At 70.7% G+C, this 23,076-nt stretch carries 19 protein-coding genes; 1 reads left to right on the forward strand and 18 read right to left on the reverse strand.

Going from position 1 to position 23,076, the window contains the following annotated elements:
- Positions 1-7: 7 nt before the first annotated feature.
- From BJZ21_RS10875 to BJZ21_RS10915, 9 genes are all read right to left on the reverse strand, one after another.
- Positions 8-1,384: a replication-associated recombination protein A gene (locus BJZ21_RS10875; RefSeq protein WP_343052100.1), complete on the reverse strand. Its 1,377-nt coding sequence runs from the start codon at positions 1,382-1,384 to the stop codon at positions 8-10.
- Positions 1,385-1,478: 94 nt separating this feature from the next.
- Positions 1,479-2,660: an ABC transporter ATP-binding protein gene (locus tag BJZ21_RS10880; RefSeq protein WP_218851904.1), complete on the reverse strand. Its 1,182-nt coding sequence runs from the start codon at positions 2,658-2,660 to the stop codon at positions 1,479-1,481.
- Positions 2,661-2,776: 116 nt separating this feature from the next.
- Positions 2,777-3,880 (reverse strand): oligopeptide/dipeptide ABC transporter ATP-binding protein, encoded by a 1,104-nt coding sequence (locus BJZ21_RS10885; protein ID WP_179663763.1) that lies wholly within the window; start codon positions 3,878-3,880, stop codon positions 2,777-2,779.
- Entirely contained in the window at positions 3,877-4,884 is a 1,008-nt protein-coding gene (locus BJZ21_RS10890) for an ABC transporter permease (protein ID WP_179663764.1), read from the reverse strand. Before BJZ21_RS10890 ends, BJZ21_RS10885 begins: the two co-directional genes overlap by 4 nt.
- A gap of 110 nt (positions 4,885-4,994) precedes the next feature.
- On the reverse strand, positions 4,995-6,758 hold the full coding sequence (locus tag BJZ21_RS10895) for an ABC transporter substrate-binding protein (protein WP_179663765.1): 1,764 nt from the start codon (positions 6,756-6,758) through the stop codon (positions 4,995-4,997).
- A gap of 66 nt (positions 6,759-6,824) precedes the next feature.
- A complete protein-coding gene (locus BJZ21_RS10900) occupies positions 6,825-7,853 on the reverse strand; it encodes an ABC transporter permease (protein WP_179663766.1) in 1,029 nt (342 codons plus the stop codon).
- A 177-nt stretch (positions 7,854-8,030) separates the two neighbouring features.
- Entirely contained in the window at positions 8,031-9,803 is a 1,773-nt protein-coding gene (gene aspS / locus BJZ21_RS10905) for an aspartate--tRNA ligase (RefSeq protein ID WP_179663767.1), read from the reverse strand.
- Positions 9,800-11,152 carry a histidine--tRNA ligase gene (gene hisS / locus BJZ21_RS10910; protein ID WP_179663768.1) on the reverse strand — a complete coding sequence of 451 codons (1,353 nt, stop codon included), beginning with the start codon at positions 11,150-11,152 and terminating at the stop codon, positions 9,800-9,802. Before hisS ends, aspS begins: the two co-directional genes overlap by 4 nt.
- A 6-nt stretch (positions 11,153-11,158) precedes the next feature.
- Positions 11,159-11,869 (reverse strand): MBL fold metallo-hydrolase, encoded by a 711-nt coding sequence (locus BJZ21_RS10915; RefSeq protein WP_179663769.1) that lies wholly within the window; start codon positions 11,867-11,869, stop codon positions 11,159-11,161.
- 121 nt (positions 11,870-11,990) lie between these two features.
- Here BJZ21_RS10915 and BJZ21_RS10920 point away from each other — a divergent pair, with 121 nt between their 5' ends.
- Positions 11,991-13,220: a DUF349 domain-containing protein gene (locus BJZ21_RS10920; RefSeq protein WP_179663770.1), complete on the forward strand. Its 1,230-nt coding sequence runs from the start codon at positions 11,991-11,993 to the stop codon at positions 13,218-13,220.
- 256 nt (positions 13,221-13,476) lie between these two features.
- On the opposite strand, the gene BJZ21_RS10925 is transcribed toward BJZ21_RS10920, so the two are convergent.
- From BJZ21_RS10925 to BJZ21_RS10965, 9 genes are all read right to left on the reverse strand, one after another.
- On the reverse strand, positions 13,477-15,708 hold the full coding sequence (locus BJZ21_RS10925) for a RelA/SpoT family protein (RefSeq protein WP_179665653.1): 2,232 nt from the start codon (positions 15,706-15,708) through the stop codon (positions 13,477-13,479).
- Positions 15,709-15,805: 97 nt separating this feature from the next.
- Positions 15,806-16,360 carry an adenine phosphoribosyltransferase gene (locus BJZ21_RS10930; RefSeq protein WP_179663771.1) on the reverse strand — a complete coding sequence of 185 codons (555 nt, stop codon included), beginning with the start codon at positions 16,358-16,360 and terminating at the stop codon, positions 15,806-15,808.
- Positions 16,357-17,604, reverse strand: coding sequence for a protein translocase subunit SecF (secF, locus tag BJZ21_RS10935; protein WP_179663772.1), 1,248 nt, complete (start codon positions 17,602-17,604; stop codon positions 16,357-16,359). The genes BJZ21_RS10930 and secF overlap by 4 nt, the downstream gene beginning before the upstream one ends.
- On the reverse strand, positions 17,604-19,397 hold the full coding sequence (gene secD, locus BJZ21_RS10940) for a protein translocase subunit SecD (protein WP_179663773.1): 1,794 nt from the start codon (positions 19,395-19,397) through the stop codon (positions 17,604-17,606). The genes secF and secD overlap by 1 nt, the downstream gene beginning before the upstream one ends.
- A gap of 1 nt (position 19,398) precedes the next feature.
- Entirely contained in the window at positions 19,399-19,689 is a 291-nt protein-coding gene (gene yajC / locus BJZ21_RS10945; RefSeq protein ID WP_179663774.1) for a preprotein translocase subunit YajC, read from the reverse strand.
- Between the two features lie 207 nt (positions 19,690-19,896).
- A complete protein-coding gene (gene ruvB / locus BJZ21_RS10950; RefSeq protein WP_179663775.1) occupies positions 19,897-20,970 on the reverse strand; it encodes a Holliday junction branch migration DNA helicase RuvB in 1,074 nt (357 codons plus the stop codon).
- Positions 20,971-20,974: 4 nt separating this feature from the next.
- The gene (ruvA, locus tag BJZ21_RS10955) at positions 20,975-21,574 is read right to left on the reverse strand and encodes a Holliday junction branch migration protein RuvA (RefSeq protein ID WP_179663776.1); all 600 of its coding nucleotides are present in this window, start codon (positions 21,572-21,574) and stop codon (positions 20,975-20,977) included.
- A complete protein-coding gene (gene ruvC, locus BJZ21_RS10960) occupies positions 21,571-22,173 on the reverse strand; it encodes a crossover junction endodeoxyribonuclease RuvC (protein WP_179663777.1) in 603 nt (200 codons plus the stop codon). The genes ruvA and ruvC overlap by 4 nt, the downstream gene beginning before the upstream one ends.
- Before the next feature lie 130 nt (positions 22,174-22,303).
- Complete coding sequence (locus tag BJZ21_RS10965; protein WP_179663778.1) at positions 22,304-23,071, reverse strand: YebC/PmpR family DNA-binding transcriptional regulator; 768 nt, start codon at positions 23,069-23,071, stop codon at positions 22,304-22,306.
- Positions 23,072-23,076: the final 5 nt, after the last annotated feature.

The raw sequence follows: 23,076 nt of genomic DNA on the forward strand, positions 1-23,076 counted from the left end.
CCCGACCCTATCGCGGGCGGCGGCGCGTCCCGCGCTCCGGCCCGGCTCCGCGGATCATCCGGCGGATCCGCTCCCAGCGCTCGCGGACCGCGGCCTCGGCGCCCAGCGACGTGGGCCGGTAGTACTCCGCATCGAGCACCGCGTCGGGGGCGTACTGCTGCTCGGCGATGCCGTACGGCTCGTCGTGGCTGTACTTGTACGTCGAGCCGTGGCCGAGCTTCTTGGCACCGGCGTAGTGGGCGTCGCGCAGGTGCGCCGGCACCGGTCCGATCTTGCCGGCCCGCACGTCGGCGAGCGCGGCCCCGATCGCCGTGGTGACCGCGTTGGACTTGGGGGCCACGGCCAGCGCGATGGTGGCGTGGGCAAGGGTCAGCTGGGCCTCCGGCATGCCGATCAGCTGGACGATCTGCGCGGCCGCGACGGCGGTCTGCAGGGCGGTGGAGTCGGCCAGGCCGACGTCCTCGCTGGCGAGGATCATCAGTCGGCGGGCGATGAACCGCGGGTCCTCACCGGCCTCGATCATCCGGGCCAGGTAGTGCAGCGCGGCGTCGGCGTCCGACCCGCGCACCGACTTGATGAAGGCGCTGGTGATGTCGTAGTGCTGGTCGCCCTGCCGGTCGTAGCGCACCGCCGCCTGGTCGACGGCGGTCTCGGCGGTCTCCAGGTCGATCGCGTCGAGGCCGCGTGAGGCGGCCGCGCCGGCCGCCGCCTCCAGGTAGGTCAGCGAGCGGCGGGCGTCGCCGCCCGCCAGCCGCACCAGGTGGTCCAGTGCGTCGTCGTCGATGCTGGTGCGGCCGCCGAGCCCACGCTCGTCCTCCAGGGCCTGCGCCAGCACCGCCCGGACGTCGTCGTCGGTCAGCGACTCCAGCCGGAGCAGCAGGCTGCGCGAGAGCAGCGGGGAGATCACCGAGAAGAAGGGGTTCTCGGTGGTGGCGGCGACCAGGGTGACCCAGCGGTTCTCCACGCCCGGCAGCAGCGCGTCCTGCTGGGCCTTGCTGAAGCGGTGCACCTCGTCGACGAAGAGCACGGTCTCGCGACCACCGCGCACCAGCTCGCCGCGTGCGGCGTCGATCGCGGCCCGCACCTCCTTCACCCCGGCCGAGACCGCGGAGACCTCGACGAAGCGACGGTCGGTCTGCTGGCTGACGATCGAGGCGATCGTGGTCTTGCCGGTGCCCGGCGGGCCCCACAGCAGCAGCGACATCGACTGGTCGCCCTCGATCAGGCGCCGCAGCGGCGCGCCGGGCGCCCGCAGCTGCTCCTGCCCGACCAGCTCCTCGAGGGTCCGCGGCCGCATCCGGACCGCCAGCGGTGCCGAGGCATGGGTGTTCGCGTTGAGAGAGCCGCCACCGGTGGTCCCGGGAACGTCGAACAGGCCGTCCACGGGATCACCGTACGGTGCCCGTGGGACGGCCTGTTCGTGGAGGTCCCCGTGCCGTCCGGCCCGCGGGCCGGACGGCGGTGCTCTGCGGCCTCGGTCAGGCCGAGACCATGGTCTTGCTCTTGACGTCGAACCAGCGGTCGGCGAAGCCCGGCCCCGCCTCCGGAGGCTCGATCGGCTGGTCGCCCGTCGAGGACGGGCTGCCCTGCGCGTCCACGCCGAGCAGGCCGGTGGTCACCGGCTCGGTCGGGTGCTTGCCCAGCTCGCCCGGGAAGTGGCAGGCGACCTTGTGGCGCGCCCCGATCTGCAGCAGCGGCGGCTCGACCTTCGCGCAGATCTCCTGCGCGAGCGGGCACCGGGTGCGGAACCGGCAGCCCGACGGCGGGTTGATCGGGCTCGGCACGTCACCCTCGAGCATGATCCGCTCACGCCGGCCGCCGATCGCGGCCTGCTTGACGTCCGGGACCGCCGACAGCAGCGCCTGCGTGTACGGGTGGTACGACGACCCGTAGATGGTCTCGCGGTCGGCGATCTCGACGATCTTGCCCAGGTACATCACCGCGACCTCGGGGCAGAAGTGCCGCACCACGGCGAGGTCGTGGGCGATGAAGAGGAACGCGACGTCGAACTCGTGCTGGATGTCCTGGAGCAGGTTGATCACCTGCGCCTGGATCGACACGTCCAGCGCCGAGACCGGCTCGTCGGCCACGAGCAGCTTCGGGTTCAGCGTGAGCGCCCGGGCGATGCCGATGCGCTGGCGCTGGCCCCCGGAGAACTCGTTGGGGTAGCGGTTGTAGTGCTCGGGGTTGAGGCCGACGACCTCCAGCAGCTCCTGGACCCGCGGCAGGATCTTGTCCTTCGGCACCACGCCGTGCACAGCCAGCGGCGCACCCACGATCGAGCCCACCGTGTGCCGGGGGTTCAGCGAGGTGTAGGGGTCCTGGAAGATCATCTGCACGTTGCGGCGCAGCGGCTTGAGCTGCCGGTTCGACATCTTGGCGATGTCGACCTGGTCGTGGCCGAACTTCATCGAGCCGCCGGTCGGCGAGTACAGCCGGGTGATCAGTCGGCCGGTCGTGGACTTGCCACAGCCCGACTCCCCCACCAGGCCCAGCGAGCCGCCCTTCGGCACCTGGAAGGAGATCCCGTCGACCGCCTGCACGTGGCCGACGGTGCGCCGCAGCACGCCCGAGGACTTCACCGGGAAGTACATCTTGAGGTTCTCGACCGAGAGCACCGGCTCGGCGTTCGGGTCGAGCCTGCTGGCCGCGTGCCCCATGGCGGCGAGGGGGCGCTCGCCGTCGCGGGCCGCCGGCGCCGACGCCGACGGGGTCTCGGCGTCGACCGCACCCGCGTCGGGGCGTTCGTCGCTCTTCTCGACGTTCAGGTCGGACATCAGTTCTCCTCGGCCAGCTCGGGCGCGATCTCGGGGAGCACCTCGGACTGGTAGACGGCGTCGGGGTCGGCCAGGTGGCAGCGCTTCACGTGCTTGTTGCCGTGGCTGCCGGGCAGGAGGAGCGGCAGCTCCGTCGAGCACAGGTCGCCGGGCACCTTGCTGGTGTGGACGCAACGCGGGTGGAAAGCGCAGCCGGTGGGCAGGTTGAGCAGGCTCGGCGGGTTGCCCGGGATCGGGATCAGCCGCGCGTCGGTGTCGGCGGTGACGTCCGGGACGCTGGAGAGCAGGCCCCAGGTGTAGGGCATCTCCGGGTGCGTCAGGATCTCGCGACCCGGGCCGTACTCCACCGCGCGGCCGGCGTACATCACGAGCACGTCGTCGGCCATCTCCGCGATCACGCCGAGGTCGTGGGTGATGATGATGACCGCGGAGTTGAACTCGCGCTGCAGGTCCTGCAGCAGGTCGAGGATCTGCGCCTGCACGGTGACGTCGAGCGCCGTGGTGGGCTCGTCGGCGATCAGCAGGGACGGGTCGTTGATCAGGCCCATCGCGATCATCGCGCGCTGGCGCATACCGCCGGAGAACTGGTGCGGGAAGTCGTCGACCCGACGGTCGGGCTGCGGGATGCCCACCCGGTCCAGCATCTCCACGGCCTTGCGGCGGGCGTCGCGCTTGGACGCGCTCGGATGGTGCACGAGGTACGCCTCGGCCAGCTGGCCGCCCACCTTGTAGAAGGGGTGCAGGGCGGCGAGGGCGTCCTGGAAGATCATCGCGACCTGGTTGCCCCGGAGCTTGCGCATCCGCGGCTCCGAGAGCCCGACGACCTCGGTGCCGCCGACCCGGATCGAGCCGGTGATCTTGCTCGACTTCGCGTCGTGCAGTCCGAGGACGGCCATGCTGGACACGGACTTGCCGGACCCCGACTCGCCCACGATGCCGAGGGTCTTGCCCATCTCGACGGAGTAGCTGAGGTCGGTGACCGCGGTGAGCGGCCCGTCCTGGGTCGGGAACGTGACCGTCAGGTCCTCGACCACGAGGAACGGCTCGTTCGGATCGGCACCGGTGCGCTGCGGAGCAGTGGCGGTGCTGGTCTGCTGGGTCACGAAAGCCTCACCCTCGGATCCAAGATGCTGTACACGATGTCGACCAAGATGTTGCTGATGATGAGCATGGCGGCCGCGAACAGGGCCGTGGCCTGGACGACCGGCAGGTCGCGGGACTGGACCGCCTGCAGGCTCCAGAAGCCGATGCCCTGGATGTCGAAGATGCTCTCCGTGAAGATCGTGCCGGCGAGCAGGACGCCGAAGTCGATGCCGAAGATGGTCACGATCGGCACCAGCGCGGCTCGTAGGCCGTGCCGGTAGACGATCTTCCGTGGGGGGAGTCCCTTGGCCTTCGCGGTGCGGATGTAGTCCTCGGAGAGCACCTCCACCATCGACCCACGAGAGTATCGGGTGTAGGCGGTGCAGTAGAAGATGCCCAGCGCGATCCACGCCAGCAACAGGCCGGAGAACCACTTCGCAGGGTTCTGCAGGATCGGGTGGTAGCCGGTGTCGCTGAAGAACGGCACCTGGAAGATCACGGTGAGGTAGAGCCAGGCGAGCAGCGCGAAGAGGTAGTACGGGATCGAGCTGATCACCAGGAAGCTCGAGACCAGTGCCTTGTCCGCGAGCGTGCCGCGTCTTCGGGCGGCTGCCACGCCGATGGGAACCCCCAGCGACAAGAAGATGACCGCGCCGCCGATGGCCACGGAGAAGGTCGCGGGGAGCCGCGTCTTCATCTCCTGCCAGACCGGGACCTTGGTGCGGTAGGAGTAGCCGAAGCAGGGCGCCTTGCACGGGTAGGTCGTGGGGCCGATCGTGATCTCACGGCCCACGAAGACGCCCTTGACGAACTTCCCGTACTCCTCGTAGACGGGGTTGTCGTAACCGAGCTGGTGCTCGTAGCGGACCAGGCGCTCGGGGGTGCAGCGGTTGCTCGTCTCCCGGTCGCACAGGGGCTGCGCCGGGCTCGAGGGGCCGTACCAGAACAGCAGGAAGATCGCCATCGAGACGAGGGCGATGACCACGAAGCCGCTGAGCACACGCTTGACGACATAGGCAAACATCGGGGGGACTCTCTTCGGTCGAAAAACCGGGGGGGCTTGCAGGTGGGGGCCCCCAGACTCTGGGAGCCCCCACCGCTAGTTGTACCTCAGATCAACTCATGGGGAGTCGATCACTGCTGGACGTAGAGGTCCTTGTAGTTCGGCGCGCCGATCTGGCCGTCACCGGCCGGGTTGCCGATCTTGGAACCGAACACGAACAGGTCGTTGCGGAACGCGGTCGGGATGATCGGGAAGTACTTCGTCTCGATCTCCTCGTCAAGCGAACCCCAGGCGTCGGCCTGCTGGTCGAGCGGCAGCGACGGGATCGCGTTCATGCGGTCGTCGACGGACTTCTCGGAGAACTGCGCGGTGTTGTAGGCAGCACCGGTGCGCAGCAGCGGCGGAAGCATGGTCAGCGCCGACGGCCAGTCGGAGCACCAGTTGACGCCACGCAGGTTGAGCTGCTTGTTCGTCTTGTCGTCGGGGTTCAGCCAGACGTTGTACGGCGAGGTCTGGACCGGGATGCCCTTGACCTTGAAGCCGGCCTCGGCCATGCCCTTCTCGAAGACCTTCTGGCCGGCGACGGCCAGCGGGTCGGGCTCGTAGTAGACCATGGTGATCGGGTACGGCTTGTTGGCGTAGCCGGCCTTGGCCAGCAGCGCCTTCGCCTTGTCGGGGCTGTAGGTGAACTGCTCACCGTCGACGAAGTACTCGTGCTTGCCCGCCATGCCGGGAGGCATGATCGAGTTCGCCGGGACGCGGGTCACGCCCGGGACCTCACCGGTCGCCAGCCACATGTCCTGGTACGGGTAGGCGTACGCCAGGGCCTTGCGGACGTTGATGTCGGTGATCTTGGTGTAGTCGGGCGAGAGGTAGCTCACGCACTGGTCCGACTGCTGCACGAGGCGGTCACCCATCTGGGTGTTGGCCTTCTCGTAGTTGTTCGAGCCCAGCGAGGTCGACAGCGAGGTCTGCGACTCGGTGTTGTCGCTCAGCATGATCTGGTCAACCTTGGACTGGTCCTGGTTGAACTTGAAGACCCACTTGTCGGCGTACTGGTGCCGGGCCGGGTCGGAAGCCGGGTCCCACTGGTCGTTCTTGACCAGCGTCAGCTCCTCGTTCGGGCGGAAGGACTCCACCTTGTAGGGGCCGTTGGACATGATGTGCTTGCCGTAGTCCGGCGGCTGGCTGGCCTTGCCCAGCGGGGCCGGGCCCATCGCCATGAACGCGCCCCAGTAGTCCATGTCGGGGAACGTCTTGGCCATGTGGATGGTGATCTTCTGGCCGTCGACCGTGACGCCGTTCCACTTCGCCTTGGGCTCGGTGTAGGGGCCCTTGTACTCGCCCGCGCCCTCGAAGTAGGTCTGGGAGTACTCGGTGCCGGCGCCGGCCGGGAAGGTGTCGGAGTCCATCGAGCGCTGGATGCCCCAGGCGACCTGCTCCGGGGTGACGGGCGAGCCGTCCTCCCACGTGGCGTCGTCGCGGATCGTGAACGACCACTCGGTGAAGTCGTCGTTGTGGCTGCCCAGGTCGGTGGCGAGGTCCGGGACCAGCACCATCTGTCCGGTCTTCGGGTCACGCGAGTACTGCGTGAGCGAACGGCTCGTCAGCGCCTGCTGGATCGAGTTGCCGGTCACGGACCAGCCGCCGGTCGGGTCCATGGAGTCCGGACCGGGGTCGCCGGGCAGGTACACCGTGATCGTGCCACCGGAGGAGGCGCCCGAGATGTCCGGGGCCGGACCCTGGCGGGTGGCGTCCTTGGTGACCTCACCCTCCTTGGTGAACGTCCGCGTGGACGAAGGGTTCTTCTCGCCGCTGCCGCCCGAGCCGCCACATGCGGCTAGGGCGAACAGCGCAGCACCGGCGACTACCGCCAGTGGCTTGGTCCGTCTCATTGTCCAGCCTTTCTGTTTCTTGATCGTGCCCCCGTGGAGAGTCGGGAACGACGTTCTGTGCCCCGCCTAGCGACGGGTCTTCGGGTCGAGCGCGTCCCGGATCGCATCGCCGAGGAGGTTGAGGGCCAGGACCAGCGCGACGATGCCGATCATGGGCTCCCACAAGTAGAGCGAGTAGGTCTCGAAGAACGGCGTGGCGTGGTTGATCGTCTGGCCCCACGAGATGCCCGACGTCACGCCGATGCCGAGATAGGCCAACCCGGCCTCGGCGGCCACGAAGGCCGGCAGCATCAGCGAGGTGGCGACGACGATCGGTGCCGCGAGGTTCGGCAGCAGCTCCCGGACCAGGATCCGACGGGTCGGCATGCCGATGACCTTCGCGGCCTGCACGAACTCGCGCTCCCGGAGCGAGAGCGTCTCGCCGCGGATCAGGCGGGCCATGGGCATCCAGCCGAAGCCGGCCAGCACCACGATCAGGGCCCAGAACTGGATCCGCGGGTAGTTGCTGCTGTCGTTGAACCGCTGGTTGATGATCGGCGCGATCACCAGGGCGGCCAGCAGGAAGGGGATCGTCAGGAAGAGGTCGGTGAAGAAGGAGATCACCTTGTCGGCGAGACCGCCCAGGTAGCCGCCGACCAGGCCCAGCACGATGCCGACGGTGGCTCCGAACAGCGTGGCGGTCGCGGAGATCTCCAGCGAGGTCCGGGCCCCGTAGACCCAGAAGGCCAGGTTGTCGGTGGCCGAGAGCGGCGCGATGCCGAAGGGGTGGTCCATCGTGAAGCCGCCGTTGGGCGGACCGTACTGCGGCAGCGGCAGACCGCCGCCGAGCGAGTCGAGGTACTGGCTGGGCAGCACCGTCGCGGTGCTGACGCCGAAGATCGCGCAGATCTGCCCGGCGAAGACCGCCACCAGGAGGAAGAACAGGACGGTCGCGGCGCAGACCACCGCGATCTTGTCCTTGGCGAGCCGCCCCAGGGCGATCCGCATCGGGGACTTCCCGGCGATCACCTCCGCCTTCTTGCTCCCGGGGTCGGGCTGCGAAGGCTCCTCGCTCAGGTCGCCCAGGGTCTCTGGCCCAGCTGTCTGTGCCGACATGCTCTTCCCATCATCGGTAGAGACCGAGGATCATCCCGGTCTGCGTCCTGCACGCCGAAGCGAGACTCTATGTGACAGAGACCGCACCTGCGATCACCCTCGCGTAACGATCTGGTCTCGACCCGCGGCGCACGATCTGTCGTGGCGCATCGGTCCGGGCGACGAAGCGCCCGTCGTTCACTGCGCCGCGCTGACATCCTTCGGCGGACGGGCGTCCACACCCGCCTCCTTGCGCTGCTCCGGCGTGATCGGCGCCGGGGCGGCCGTCAGCGGGTCGTAGCCGCCGCCCGACTTCGGGAAGGCGATCACGTCGCGGATCGAGTCACTGCCCGAGAGCAGCGCGACGATCCGGTCCCACCCGAACGCGATGCCACCGTGCGGCGGCGCGCCGAACTTGAAGGCCTCCAGGAGGAACCCGAACTTCTCCTGCGCCTCGGCCTCGTCGATGCCCATGATCGCGAAGACGCGCTTCTGGACGTCCTCTCGGTGGATACGGATCGAGCCGCCGCCGATCTCGTTGCCGTTGCACACGATGTCGTAGGCCCACGCCAGCGCGGAGCCCGGGTCCTCGTCGAAACGCTCGAGGTCCTGCGGCGAGGTGAAGGCGTGGTGCACGGCGGTCCAGGCGCTGTAGCCCAGCGCGACGTCACCCGAGGCCGTGGCCTCGGCGGTCGGCTCGAACAGCGGCGCGTCGACGACCCACAGGAAGCTCCACGCGTCCTCGTCGATCAGGCCGCAGCGCCGCCCGATCTCCAGCCGGGCCGCGCCCAGCAGTGCGCGGCTGGCCTTGGTCGGACCGGCGGCGAAGAAGATGCAGTCCCCGGGCTGCGCGCCCGCGTGCGCGGCCAGGCCGGCCCTCTCCTCGTGGGTGAGGTTCTTGGCCACCGGGCCGCCCAGCTCGCCGTCCTCGCCGACCAGCACGTAGGCCAGGCCCTTGGCGCCCCGCTGCTTGGCCCACTCCTGCCACGCGTCGAGCTGCTTGCGCGGCTGGCCGGCGCCCCCCGGCATCACGACGGCCCCGACGTACTCGGCCTGGAAGACGCGGAACGTGGTGTCCTTGAAGTACTCGGTGCACTCGACGAGCTCCTGGCCCATCCGCAGGTCGGGCTTGTCCGACCCGTAGCGGGCCATCGCCTCGGCGTAGGTCATCCGCGGGATCGGCGTGGTGACCTCGTGGCCGATCAGGCGCCACAGGGCGGCGAGGATCTCCTCGGAGACCGCGATGACGTCGTCCTGGTCGACGAAGCTCATCTCCAGGTCGAGCTGGGTGAACTCCGGCTGGCGGTCGGCCCGGAAGTCCTCGTCGCGGTAGCAGCGCGCGATCTGGAAGTAGCGCTCCATCCCGGCGACCATCAGCAGCTGCTTGAACAGCTGCGGGCTCTGCGGCAGGGCGTACCAGCTGCCGGGCTGCAGGCGCGCGGGCACCAGGAAGTCGCGGGCTCCCTCGGGGGTGGACCGGGTCAGCGTCGGGGTCTCGATCTCCACGAAGTCGTGGCCGTCGAGGACGTCCCGCGCGGCCTTGTTCACCTTGCTGCGCAGCCGCAGCGCGGCGTTCGGCGCCGGCCGGCGCAGGTCGAGGTAGCGGTGCTTGAGGCGCGCCTCCTCCCCCACCTCGACGTGCTCGTCGATGGGGAACGGCAGCGGCGCCGCGGCGCTGAGCACCTCCATGTCCTTGGCGATCACCTCGATCTCCCCGCTGGGGAGGTGCGGGTTCGCGTTGCCCTCGGGGCGTCGGCTCACCTCGCCGGTGACCTTGACGCAGTACTCGCTGCGCAGGTGGTGGGCGAGGTCGGCGTCGTGAACGACGACCTGGACCACGCCGCTGGCCTCGCGCAGGTCGAGGAACGCGACGCCCCCGTGATCGCGCCGGCGCGCGACCCACCCGGCGAGGGTGACGGTCTGGCCGACGTGCTCGGCGCGCAGGGCGCCGGCGTCATGGGTGCGGATCACTGGTTCTTCTCCTCGTTGCTCGTCCTCACCCGAGGACGCAGGTCCTCGGTGGGCGGGGTCCAGGTCGCCGGATCGGCCACCACCTGGTCCCCCGTGCGGATGTCCTTCACCTGGTGCTCGCCCTCGGTCGAGGGGAACCACACGTACGGGATGCCCCGCCGCTCGGCGTACCGGATCTGCTTGCCGAACTTCTGGGCGGTCGCGGCCACCTCGCAGGGCACGCCGCTGGCGCGCAGCGCCTGCGCCACCGCGTCGCTCGCCCCGCGGCTCTGCTCGTCGACGAGGGCCACCAACACCGCGCTGGGGACCTTCCGGTCGCTGCTCAGCAGCCCCCGGCTCATCAGCGGCACCAGCGTGCGCGAGATGCCGAACGAGATGCCCACGCCGGGGTAGGTGCTGCGGCCGTCGGAGGCCAGCGCGTCGTACCGGCCACCGCCACCGACCGACTTGAGGAACTCGAAGCCGACCATGTGGATCTCGAACACCGTGCCGGTGTAGTAGTCCAGCCCGCGGGCGAGGCTGAGGCTCGCCTCCACCTCGAACCGGTCGCTGCGCACCGCCGCGCAGCCGTCGACGACCGCGGCCAGCTCGTCGAGGCCGGTCTCGAGCAGCTCGTGCTCGACACCGAGCGCCCGCACCCGGTCGACGAAGGAGGTGTCGGTGGTGCTGATCGTGGCCAGCTGCAGGCACTGCTCGGCCTGCTTCTCGCTGAGCCCGGCGTCGGAGACCAGCAGCGCGCCGACCTCCTCGGCCGGCATCTTGTCCAGCTTGTCGATGATCGTGATCACCCGAGCCGGGTCCGCCGCGCCGATGCCGCGGTAGAAGCCCTCGATCAGCTTGCGGTTGTTCACCCGCAGCCGCAGCGGCGGCAGCGGCAGCCCCGAGAGCGCCTCGGCCATGACCCGGGCCACCTCGACGTCGAAGTGGAAGGGGAGCTCGTCCTTCATCACCACGTCGATGTCGGCCTGGGTGAACTCGCGGTACCGGCCCTCCTGGGGCCGCTCCCCCCGCCAGGCCTTCTGGATCTGGTAGCGGCGGAAGGGGAACTCGAGCTTGCCGGCGTTCTCCAGGACGTAGCGCGCGAACGGCACGGTGAGGTCGAAGTGCAGCCCGATCCCGGAGTCGGACCCGGCGTCGGCCTCCTGCAGGCGGCGCAGCACGTAGACCTCCTTGGAGGTCTCCCCCTTGCGCAGCAGCTGGTCCATCGGCTCGACGGCGCGGGTCTCGATGCCGGCGAAACCGTGCAGCTCGAAGGTGCGGCGCAGGGTGTCGACGACCTGCTGCTCGACGAAGCGCTGCTCGGGCAGCAGCTCAGGGAACCCGCTCAGCGGGGTCGGCTTGGTGCTCATGGGTGATCACAGACCTCGGGTGACTCGTCCTGCGTCGCCGTCCTCGAGGAGGTCGCGCAGGAAGGGGTTGGTCGCACGCTCGCGACCGATGGACGTCTGCTCGCCGTGACCGGGGAGGACCACGATGTCGTCGGCGAGCGGCAGCACCTTCTCGGTGAGGCTGCGCAGCATCGTGGCGTGGTCACCGCCCGGCAGGTCCGTGCGACCGATCGAGCCCGCGAAGAGCAGGTCGCCGGAGAACATGACCTCCGAGACGTCCGCGGCGTCGTACGGCGCGCGGAAGGTGACCGACCCCTCGGTATGCCCCGGGGTGTGGTCGACCAGGAACTGCAGCCCGGCCAGCTCGAGGACCTGGTGGTCGGCGAGCTCCCGGACGTCGTCGGGCTCGGCCCACTCGTAGCCGCCACCGAGCAGCATCCGGCTGGTCTCCGGCGACATGCCGGCCATCGGGTCGGTCAGCAGGTGCCGGTCACGCGGATGGATCCACGCGGTGGCGTCGTAGGTCCCCGCGACCGGGGCCACGCACCACATGTGGTCCACGTGACCGTGGGTGACCAGCACGGCGACCGGCTTGAGCCGGTGCTCGCGGACGACCTCGGCGACTCCGGCGGCGGAGTCCTTGCCGGGGTCGATGACGACGCACTCGCTGCCGGCGGCGGTGGCCGCGACATAGCAGTTCGTGCCCCAGGGACCCGCAGGGAAACCGGCGATCAGCACCCCGGAACACTATCCCGGTCTGCGCCACCACGCCTCACTGGTGCCGCCCACACCGAGGGAGGCCGCCGGGGCCCTGACTAGCATGGGGTTCTCAGCACACGTATCGATCGGGGAACAGGCAGTGACCAGTCAGCAGTGGGGTCGGGTCGACGACGACGGCACCGTCTACGTGAGGACCGCCGACGGGGAGCGCCCGGTCGGTCAGTATCCCGAGGGCAGCCCCGAGGAGGCGATGCGCTTCTTCACCGAGCGGTACGCCGCGCTCGCGTTCGAGGTGGACCTGCTCGAGCAGCGGATCAAGTCCGGCGTGCTGTCCCCCGACGAGGCGGCCGGCTCGGTCCGGACGGTCCGCGAGCAGGTCGACGGCGCGCACGCGGTCGGTGACCTGGCCTCGCTCCTCGCCCGGCTGGACGCCCTCACCCCGGTGATCGAGAGCCAGCGGGAGGCTCGCAAGGCCGAGCGCGCCCAGCGCAGCGCCGCCTCGAAGGTCGAGAAGGAGAAGATCGTCACCGAGGCCGAGCGGCTGGCCGAGGGCAGCGACTGGCGCAACGGCGCGAACCGGCTGCGCGAGCTGCTCGACCAGTGGAAGGCGCTCCCCCGCATCGACCGCGCCTCCGACGACGCGCTCTGGCGCCGCTTCTCCACCGCCCGCACCGCCTACACCCGGCGGCGCAAGGCGCACTTCGCCGAGGTGCACGAGCAGCGCGAGGGCGCCCGGACGGTCAAGGAGCGGCTCGCTGACGAGGCCGAGGCCCTCTCGGGCTCCACCGACTGGGGCCCGACCGCCGGCCGCTACCGCGACCTGATGCAGCAGTGGAAGGCCGCCGGCCCGGCGCCCCGGGAGGTCGACGAGGCGCTGTGGCGCCGGTTCCGCGCCGCCCAGGACACCTTCTTCGGCGCCCGCGACGCCGCCAACGCCGAGCAGGACCGCGAGTTCGCCGGCAACGCCGAGGTCAAGGAGGGACTGCTGGTCGAGGCCGAGGCGCTGCTCCCGGTCACCGACGTGGAGGCCGCCCGAAAGGCGTTCCGCGACCTCGCCGAGCGCTGGGACGCCGCGGGCAAGGTCCCGCGCGACCGGATGAAGGACCTCGAGGGCCGGATGCGCCGCGTCGAGCAGGCCATCCGGGGTGTCGAGGACGAGCAGTGGCGTCGTTCCGACCCCGAGAAGTCCGCCCGGGCCTCCGACATGGTCACCCAGCTCCAGTCCGCGATCGCCGGCGTCGAGGCCGATCTCGAGCGCGCCCGCGCGGCCGGCGACGAGCGCAAGGTCCGGGACCTCGAGGAGAACCTCGCCTCCCGCAGGTCCTTCCTGGAGATGGCCCGCCAGGCCTCCGCCGACTTCTCCGCCTGACGCGCGAGACGGCACTTCGGGGCACTCTCGGGAGCGCGAGACGGCACTTCGGGGCACTCTCGGGAGCGCGAGACGGCACTTCGGGGCACTCTCGGGAGCGCGAGACGGCACTTCGGGGCACCATCAATCGCGTGAGCGGGCGATCCGTCAAACGAGGGCACGGTCCTCACGCGCCCCAAGTGCCGTGTCGGCGCGCTGAGGGTGCCGGCAAGTGCCGCCTCGGCGGCCTGAGAGTGCCCCCGAGTGCCGTCTCGCGCTACTGGGTGACGCGGTAAGCGTCGAAGACGCCGGGGACCGAGCGGACCGCCTTCAGCACGGTGTCGAGGTGCTTGGCCTCGGCCATCTCGAAGGTGAACCGGCTCTTGGCGACCCGGTCGCGGCTGGTGCTCAGGCTCGCGGACAGGATGTTCACGTGGGCGTCGGAGAGCACCATCGTGATGTCCGAGAGCAGCCGGTTCCGGTCGAGCGCCTCGACCTGGATGTTCACCAGGAACGTCGACTGGCCGGTGACCGCCCACTCGACGTCGAGCAGCCGCTCGGGGTGGGCCTGCAGGCTCTTGGCGTTGGTGCAGTCCGTGCGGTGCACCGAGACACCGCCGCCCTTGGTGACGAAGCCGAGGATCGCGTCGGGTGGGACCGGCGTGCAGCACTTGGCCAGCTTCACCCACACGTCGGGGGCGCCCTTGACGACCACCCCGGCATCGCCACCGGTCGGCACCTTGGACCGGCCGCGGCGGCCGGTGATCGTGACGCCCTCGGCGAGGTCCTCCTGGGCTCCCTCGGCCCCGCCGTGCAGGTCGATCACGCGGCGTACGACGGCCTGGGCGGACAGGTTGCCCTCGCCGACCGCCGCGTAGAGCGCCGAGACGTCGGCCAGCTTGAAGTGGTCGGCCGCCAGCATCAGCGACTCGTGGGACAGCAGCCGCTTGAGGGGCAGGCCCTCCTTGCGCATCAGCCGCGCGATCTGGTCCTTGCCGCGCTCGATGGCCTCCTCGCGGCGCTCCTTGGTGAACCACTGGCGGATCTTGGACCGCGCGCGCTGGGACTTGGCGAAGTTCAGCCAGTCGCGCGAGGGGGCCGCCGTGGGGGCCTTGGAGGTGAAGACCTCGACGACGTCGCCGTTCTCGAGCGTCGACTCCAGCGGCACCAGCCGCCCGTTCACCCGGGCGCCGATGGTGCGGTGCCCGACCTCGGTGTGCACCGCATAGGCGAAGTCGACCGGCGTCGACCCGGTCGGCAGCGCGATCACGTCACCGCGCGGCGTGAACACGTAGACCTCGGCCCGGTTGATCTCGAAGCGCAGGGACTCCAGGAACTCCCCCGGGTCCTCGACCTCGCTCTGCCAGTCCAGCAGCTGGCGCACCCAGGTCATGTCGTCGAGGTCGGCGCGGCGCTCGGTGTCGACGCCGTTGCGGCCGTCCTCCTTGTACTTCCAGTGCGCGGCGACGCCGTACTCCGCGCGGCGGTGCATGGAGAAGGTCCGGATCTGCATCTCGACCGGCTTGCCGTGCGGGCCGATGACCGTCGTGTGCAGCGACTGGTACATGTTGAACTTCGGCATCGCTACGTAGTCCTTGAACCGGCCCAGGACCGGGTTCCAGCGCGAGTGCAGCACGCCGAGGACGGAGTAGCAGTCTCGGTCGTCCTCGACCAGGATCCGGATGCCGACCAGGTCGTAGATGTCGGAGAAGTCGCGGCCCCCGACGATCATCTTCTGGTAGATCGAGTAGTAGTGCTTCGGGCGTCCGGTCACGGTCGCCTTGATCTTGCCCTCGCGCAGGTCGGCCTCGACCTGGGCGATGACCTCGGCGAGGAACTGGTCCCGCGAGGGGGCGCGTTCGGCCACCATCCGCACGATCTCGTCGTAGATCTTGGGGTGCAGGGTGGCGAACGCGAGGTCCTCCAGCTCCCACTTGATGGTGTTCATGCCCAGCCGGTGCGCCAGCGGGGCGTAGATGTCGAGGGTCTCCCGGGCGGTGCGCTCCTGGCTGGCCTGGGGGACGTAGCGCAGCGTGCGCATGTTGTGCAGCCGGTCGGCCAGCTTGATGACCAGCACCCGGATGTCGCGCGACATCGCGACGATCATCTTGCGGATCGTCTCGGCCTGCGCCGAGTCGCCGTACTTGACCTTGTCGAGCTTGGTCACGCCGTCGACGAGTCGGGCCACCTCGTCACCGAAGTCCTCGCGCAGCTGGTCGAGCGTGTACGGCGTGTCCTCGACCGTGTCGTGCAGCAGCGACGCCACGAGGGTCGGCTCGGTCATGCCGATGCCGGCCAGGATCGTGGTGACCGCGAGGGGGTGGGTGATGTAGGGGTCCCCGCTCTTGCGCATCTGGGACCCGTGCTGCAGCTCGGCCGTCTTGTAGGCCCGCTCCAGCAGGGCGAGGTCGGCCTTGGGGTGGTTGGCGCGGACCGCGCGGAACAGCGGCTCGAGCACCGGGTTCTGCGACTGGCCGCTGCGGCCCATCCGGGCCAGGCGCGCCCGCATGCTGCGGGTGGAGCCCGGGCTCTCCGGGCGCTCCCGCATGGGCTGGGCGGCGCGCTCCTCGGTCACCCCCACAGTCTAGGGGTGCCCACGAGGGCGATCAGACCGTCATCAGGGTCGAGACGGCCAGGTCCCCGACCGCGTCGCGTCCGGCCAGGAAGCCCAGCTCCATCAGCACGGTGAGCCCGTGGGCGGTGCCACCGCAGGCCTCGATCAGCTCGCGGGTCGCGCGGGCGGTGCCGCCGGTCGCGAGCACGTCGTCGACCAGGAGCACCCGGTCGCCCGGCTCGACCGAGTCCTGGTGGAGCTCCAGGGTGGCCTCGCCGTACTCCAGGGCGTAGGAGACGGCGTGGGTGTGGCGGGGCAGCTTGCCGGCCTTGCGCACCGGCACGAACCCGGTGCCCAGGGCCAGCGCGACCGGCGCGGCGAGGATGAAGCCGCGGGCCTCCATGCCGACCACCTTGTCGACCACCGGCGTGCCGTCGGCGTCGCAGCCCGCCGCGGCCAGGGCGGCCACGACCGCGGCGAAGCCGGAGTGGTCGGCCAGCAACGGCGTGATGTCCTTGAAGAGGATGCCCGGCTCGGGGAAGTCCGGCACGTCGACGACCAGCTTGGCCAGCGCCTCGCGGGCCGCGCCGACGAGGTCATCGTTCACTTCTTGCCCCGCTTGGAGCGCGACTGGCGGGAGGGCTGAGCCCGGCCGGCCGCGCCGCTGGGTCGTACCGGTCCGCGCGCGGGCGGGGCGACCCGTCCGCGGCCGCTCGCCTCCGGGGCGCGCGGGGTGGCGGGGGCACCGGCGACCGGCGCCTCCTCGGCGTCCTCGTCGTAGGGGTCCGCCGCCTCCCGGCGCTCGCTCCCCGCCGGCAGGTCCTCGGTGAACGCGGGCACCGAGGCGTAGCGGTCGGCCTGGTGCCGCTCCCGCGCCTTCGCGCGCTTCTCGGCCAGCTTGACCGAGTCCTCACCGGACTTCAGCTGCACCAGCAGCGGGGTCGCGATGAAGATCGAGGAGTAGGCACCGGCCGCCATGCCGACGAACAGCGCCAGCGCCAGGTCCTTCAGCGAGCCGCTGCCGAGCTGGACCGCACCGACGTAGAGGATCGCGCCGACCGGGATCAGCGCCACGATCGAGGTGTTGATCGAGCGGACCAGCGTCTGGTTCACCGCGAGGTTGGCCTCGGCGGCGTACGTCGTGCGCCGCTCGCGCAGCCCCTTGGTGTTCTCACGGACCTTGTCGAAGACCACGACCGTGTCATAGAGCGAGAAGCCGAGGATCGTCAGCACGCCGGTCACGGTCGCCGGGGTGACCTCGAACCCGGACAGCGCATAGACGCCGACGGTGATCAGCACGTCGTGGGCGAGCGCCACGATGCCCGCGACCGACATCTTCCACTCGCGGAAGTAGGCCCAGATGAAGAGGACGACCAGGACCAGGAAGACGCCCAGGCCGATGATCGAGCGCTTGGCGACCTCCTTGCCCCAGCTCGCGCCGATCTCGTCCTGCGAGATCGCCTTCTCGGGGTCGACGCCGGTCTCCTTGACGATCGCGTCGACGATCTTCGCGCTCTCCGCGTCGTTGACCGGCTCGGTCTGGACGATGATCGAGTTCGGGCCCGAGGTCGTCACGACCGGTGAGGCGGCGGCGTCCACGCCGCTGGCCGCGACCGCGTTGCGCAGGTTGTCGGCCTCCGCCTGGTTCACCTGGCTCGACGACAGGGAGACCTGGTACTGCGCACCGCCGGTGAACTCGATGCCCATGTTGAGGCCCTTGGCCCACAGGCCGCCGACCGCCAGGATCACGATCAGGCCGGAGAGGGCGTACCAGAGCCACTTGCGACCGACGAAGTCGATCGACTTGCGACCGGTGTAGAGGTCGTTGCCGATTCGTGAGAACTTGCCCATCAGGCGCGCCCCTCCACGGTGATGCGGTCGATGCCGAGATTGCCCGCGTCGAGGCCGGAGAGCTTGTGCCCGCGGTTGAAGAACCGGAACCGGGACAGCAAGGTGACCATCGGGTGGGTGAACCAGAAGAAGATCGCCAGGTCGATGATCGTGGAGAGGCCGAGCGCGAACGCGAAGCCCTTCACGACGCCGGCGGCGAAGATGTAGAGGACGACCGCGGCGAGCAGCGAGACCGCGTCGGCGGCCAGGCAGGTGTTCCGTGCCCGGCGCCAGCCGGCCTGCACGGCGACCCGCATCGACCGGCCGTCGCGCATCTCGTCCCGGATGCGCTCGAAGTAGACGATGAACGAGTCGGCGGTGATGCCGACCGCGACGATCAGACCGGCGATGCCGGGCAGCGAGAGCGTGAAGCCGGCGCCCTTGCTCAGCAGCAGCACCATCGCGTAGGTCACGATGCCGGCGACGATCAGCGACGTGACGACGACCAGGCCCAGACCGCGGTAGTAGAGCAGGCAGTAGATCATCACCAGCACCAGGCCGATGATGCCGGCCGTGATGCCTGCGGAGAGCTGGTCACCCGCGAGCGAGGGACCCACGGTCACGACCTGGGTCGCGCCCTGGTCGAACGCGATCGGGAGCGCGCCGTACTTCAGGCTGGTCGCGAGGCTGTTGGCGCTGGCCTCGGTGAAGTTGCCGCTGATCTGGGCCGAGCCGTCCGGGATCACGCCGTTGAACGTCGGGGCCGAGATGACGCGGCCGTCGAGCACCACGGCGAACTGCTGGGGGCTGCCGGCCATGGCCCGCGAGAGGTCGGCGAAGACCTGCTTGCCCTCGCCGCCCAGGGTGAGGTTGACCTGCCAGCTCACGGACTGTGCCGGGATGCCGGCGCTGGCGCTCTTCAGGTCGGTGCCCTCGATGGCGGCCGGGGAGAGGAGGTACTTGGTGTGCGCGTCGTCACCGGTGCCGCAGGTGACCAACGGCTGGGTGGGGTCGTCCTTGACCGGCTGCTTCGCCGGACAGCTGTAGGCGTTGAAGGCCTTGATCGCGGCCTGGCCGGGGCTCTTCATGAACGCCAGCGCCGCCTGGGCCGGGGAGTCGCCGGCCGAGGGGGCCGGCGAGGACGAGGCGCCGGCGGAGTCGCTGGCCGAGGGGCTCGACGAGGCGCTCGGGCTGGACGAGGCGCTCGGGCTCGTCTTGGCGTTCTTGCTGTGCTTGTCGGCCATCAGGAAGGGCGGCCGGTTCTTGCTGGAGCTCGTCGCACCCTCGTCGGAGCTCTTGCCGCCGGAGCCCTTGCCGGCCGAGCCCTTGCTGGCCGGGCCGGAGGACGAGCCCCCGCCCGCGGTCGACGGCGAGCTGCCCGCGCCCGGCAGGGTGGCCGCGCCGGACGGGGCGCCGCTGCCCGCGGGCGAGCAGGGGCCGGTGGAGCCGCTCGGGCTCTCGGTGCACGCCACGGTGCGGAACCGCAGCTGGGCCTGGCGCTTGACGGTGTCGACGAGGTCGCGGCGGGTCTTGCCCGGGATCTCGACCACGATCAGGTTGCCGCCCTGGGTCGTGACCTCGGCCTCGGTGATGCCGGAGCCGTTCACCCGCTGGTCGATGATCCCGCGCGCCTCGTTGAGGCTCTGGGCGGTGGGGCTGCCCTTGGCCTGGAGCTGGATGCGCGTGCCGCCCTGGAGGTCGAGGCCGAGCACCGGCTTCCAGGTGCCGCCGAGCGCCACCAGCCCGTAGGCGATCACCACCGCCAGGAAGAACACCACCAGGGTGCGACCCGGGCGAGCGGTCCTGCGTGCCATGTCAGTTCTCCTCCGGACCGCGCTCGGCGGTCCCTGGCTGTGCCACCTGCCCCACGGCACCGCGGACGACCTTGACGGTCACGCCCTCGGCGATCTCGACGTGGACCTGGTCCTCGCCGGTGTCCCGCAGGATTCCGAAGATGCCCGAGGTGAGCATCACCTCGTCACCCACCTTCAACGAGGCCTGCATGCGCCCGAGTTCCTTCGCCCGCCGCTGTTGCGGGCGGATCAGCAGCAGCCAGAACAGCAGCGCGATCGCCACCAGGGGCAGGAGCGAGACGAGCTGGGACACGCGAGAACCTCTCGAGCAGGGAGAAATGGTGGGTGTGCAGGGTCGAGCCGTGCCGACCGACGGGAAAGTGTAACTGCGACTGTGACGCAGGCCGCTATCGGCCGCACGGGCGCGTCGGACCTCCCCCGCCAGGGCGGCGGCCAGTGCGCGACCCGAGCCCGACCGGAGCCCGACCGGCCACCGGACGAGGCGTCGGACAGGCGGCCGTCAGCCCTCGAAGAGCGGCGCGTCCACGCTCGGCGCCGCCACGACCGGGGCGGCGAGGCCGAGGTGCTCCCAGGCGGCCGGCGTCGCGATGCGTCCCCGCGGGGTGCGCGCGAGGAACCCGTTGCGCACGAGGAAGGGCTCCGCGACCTCCTCCACGGTCTCCCGCTCCTCCCCCACCGCCACGGCCAGCGTGGACACGCCCACCGGTCCACCGCCGAACCGGCGGCACAGCACGTCGATGACGGCGCGGTCCAGCCGGTCGAGCCCGAGCTCGTCGACCTCGTAGAGGTCGAGCGCCGCCTGGGAGACCGGTCGGGTCACGACGCCGTCGGCCTTGACCTGGGCATAGTCGCGGACCCGGCGCAGCAGCCGGTTGGCGATCCGTGGCGTGCCGCGCGAGCGGGAGGCGATCTCGGCCGCCCCCTCCCCGGTCAGCTCCACACCGAGCAGGCCCGCGGAGCGGTGCACGATCCGGTCGAGCTCGTGAGGCTCGTAGAACTCCAGGTGCCCGGTGAAGCCGAAGCGGTCGCGCAGCGGCCCGGGCAGCAGGCCGGCCCGGGTGGTCGCCCCCACCAGCGTGAACGGCGGGATGTCCAGCGGGATCGCCGTGGCCCCGGGGCCCTTGCCGATCACCACGTCGACCCGGAAGTCCTCCATGGCCATGTAGAGCATCTCCTCGGCCGGGCGAGACATCCGGTGGATCTCGTCGACGAAGAGGACGTCGCCCTCGTTCATGCCCGACAGGATCGCCGCGAGGTCGCCGGCGTGGGTGATGGCGGGGCCGCTGGTCAGCCGCAGCGGCGAGCCCATCTCGCCGGCGATGATCATCGCCAGCGTGGTCTTGCCGAGCCCGGGCGGCCCCGAGAGCAGGACGTGGTCGGGCGCGCGGCCACGGCGCCGGGCGGCCTCCAGGACCAGTCCGAGCTGGGCCCGGACCCGGGACTGGCCGACCACCTCGTCCAGGGTGCGGGGGCGCAGCGCCGCCTCGACGGCCCGCTCGTCGCCCTCCGCCTCGGCCGCGGTCAACGACCGGAGGTGGGTCTCCTCGGCGGCCGCGAGCTCCTCGTCGTGCATGCGCTCAGGCCCTGCTCAGCGTGCGCAGGGCGGCACGCAGCAGCGTCGCCACGTCAGGGGCGTCACCGGCCTGCGGGGCCACCGCCTCGACGGCCTTCTCGGCGTCGCGGGCCGGCCAGCCGAGGCCGACCAGCCCCTGGTGGACCTGGTCACGCCACGGGGCGGCGGCGGACGTGCCCGGCGCCGTCGTACGCGCCCCGACCGGCGCGCCGATGCGGTCCTTCAGCTCGAGGATGATCCGCTGCGCGCCCTTCTGGCCGATCCCGGGCACCCTCGTCAGGGTCTTCACGTCGTCACCGGCGACCGCGCGGCGCAGCTCGTCCGGGCCGAGCACGGCCAGCATCGCCTGGGCGAGCTTCGGCCCGACGCCGGAGGCGGTCTGCACCAGCTCGAACACGGTCTTCTCGTCCTCGTCGAGGAAGCCGAAGAGCGTCAGCGAGTCCTCCCGGACCACCATGCTCGTGGGCAGCGTCGCCGACTGGCCGGGGCGCAGCGTGGCCAGGGTGCCCGGCGTGCACAGCAGCTCCAGCCCCACACCGCCCACCTCGACCACGGCGCTGGACAGGGTCACGGCGGCCACCTGGCCGCGGACGAACGCGATCATCTGCTGCTCCTCGTGGGTCCTTCCGCGCGCGCCGGCCGGGCGGGCGGGGTGGTACGCGGGGCGGTAGGCGGAGTGGTACGCCGGGCGGCGCCGGCGGCCGCCACGGCGGCGTCGATGCGCGCCTGCGCGCCGCCGCGCCAGATGTGGGTGATGGCCAGCGCCAGGGCGTCGGCGGCGTCGGCCGGTCGCGGGGGCGCGTCCAGCCGCAGGATCCGGGTCACCATCGCTCCGACCTGGGCCTTGCCCGCGCGGCCGCTCCCCGACACCGCGGCCTTGACCTCACTCGGCGTGTGCAGCGCGACCGGGAGCCCACGGCGTGCCGCGGCGACCATGGCGATGCCACTGGCCTGGGCCGTGCCCATCACCGTGCTGACGTCGGAGCGGGCGAAGACGCGCTCGACCGCGACCGCGTCCGGGGCGTACTCGTCGAGCCAGGCGTCGATGCCCTTCTCGATCGTCACCAGCCGCTCGGCGACCGGTAGGTCGGCCGAGGTGCGGATCACGTTGACGTCGACCAGGTGCAGGGGGCGGCCCACCTGGCCCTCGACCACGCCCATGCCGCAGCGGGTCAGGCCGGGATCGATCCCGAGCACGCGCATGCGTCAGCCTTCCGTCCGAACGTGTGTTCGGAGCAACGCTAACGGGGAGCGCGGACAGGACTCCGCAGGACACGCTGGCACGGCTCGGACGAAGACCGCGGCCGGTGCGGGGACGCGTCGCCCCGCGTCGTCACTCCTCCTCGAGCGCCGCCATGACCTCGTCGGGGACGTCGTAGTTGGCGAAGATGTTCTGCACGTCGTCGAGGTCCTCGAGCACGTCGACGAGCCGGAACATCTTGGCCGCCGCGTCCTGGTCGAGCTCGACCTGCATGTCGGGGCGGAACTCCGCCTCGGCCGAGTCGTAGTCGATGCCGGCGGCCTGGAGCGCCTGGCGCACGGCGACCAGGTCGCCGGACTCGGAGATGACCTCGAAGGAGTCACCCAGCTCGTTGACCGCGTCGGCACCGGCTTCGAGGGTGGCCTCGAGCACGTCGTCCTCGCTGACCATCCGGCCGTCCTGCTCGGCGGGCACGACCACGACACCCTTGCGGTTGAAGAGGAACGACACCGAACCCGGGTCGGCCAGCGAGCCGCCGTTGCGGGTCATGGCGGTGCGGACCTCCATGGCGGCGCGGTTCTTGTTGTCGGTGAGGCACTCGATCAGCATCGCGACGCCCGAGGGCCCGTAGCCCTCGTACATGATCGTCTGGTAGTCGGCCCCGCCGGTCTCCGCACCGGAGCCGCGCTTGACCGCGCGGTCGATGTTGTCGTTGGGGACCGAGGACTTCTTGGCCTTCTGGATGGCGTCGTAGAGCGTGGGGTTGCCGGAGGGGTCGCCGCCGCCCATCCGCGCCGCCACCTCGACGTTCTTGATCAGCTTGGCGAACATCTTGCCGCGCTTGGCGTCGATGACGGCCTTCTTGTGCTTGGTCGTCGCCCACTTGGAGTGCCCAGACATCAGTC

The sequence above is a fragment of the Nocardioides panaciterrulae genome, assembly GCF_013409645.1.
GTDB lineage: Bacteria > Actinomycetota > Actinomycetes > Propionibacteriales > Nocardioidaceae > Nocardioides > Nocardioides panaciterrulae.

Coding starts and splice junctions, on each gene's coding strand:
- BJZ21_RS10895 (WP_179663765.1), bottom strand. CDS start 6,758: ATGAGACGGACCAAGCCACTGGCGGTAGTCGCCGGTGCTGCGCTGTTC.
- BJZ21_RS10900 (WP_179663766.1), bottom strand. CDS start 7,853: ATGTCGGCACAGACAGCTGGGCCAGAGACCCTGGGCGACCTGAGCGAG.
- secF (WP_179663772.1), bottom strand. CDS start 17,604: ATGGGCAAGTTCTCACGAATCGGCAACGACCTCTACACCGGTCGCAAG.
- BJZ21_RS10880 (WP_218851904.1), bottom strand. CDS start 2,660: ATGGGGCACGCGGCCAGCAGGCTCGACCCGAACGCCGAGCCGGTGCTC.
- ruvC (WP_179663777.1), bottom strand. CDS start 22,173: ATGCGCGTGCTCGGGATCGATCCCGGCCTGACCCGCTGCGGCATGGGC.
- secD (WP_179663773.1), bottom strand. CDS start 19,397: ATGGCACGCAGGACCGCTCGCCCGGGTCGCACCCTGGTGGTGTTCTTC.
- BJZ21_RS10965 (WP_179663778.1), bottom strand. CDS start 23,071: ATGTCTGGGCACTCCAAGTGGGCGACGACCAAGCACAAGAAGGCCGTC.
- ruvB (WP_179663775.1), bottom strand. CDS start 20,970: ATGCACGACGAGGAGCTCGCGGCCGCCGAGGAGACCCACCTCCGGTCG.
- ruvA (WP_179663776.1), bottom strand. CDS start 21,574: ATGATCGCGTTCGTCCGCGGCCAGGTGGCCGCCGTGACCCTGTCCAGC.
- BJZ21_RS10925 (WP_179665653.1), bottom strand. CDS start 15,708: ATGCGGGCGCGCCTGGCCCGGATGGGCCGCAGCGGCCAGTCGCAGAAC.
- hisS (WP_179663768.1), bottom strand. CDS start 11,152: ATGAGCACCAAGCCGACCCCGCTGAGCGGGTTCCCTGAGCTGCTGCCC.
- BJZ21_RS10890 (WP_179663764.1), bottom strand. CDS start 4,884: ATGTTTGCCTATGTCGTCAAGCGTGTGCTCAGCGGCTTCGTGGTCATC.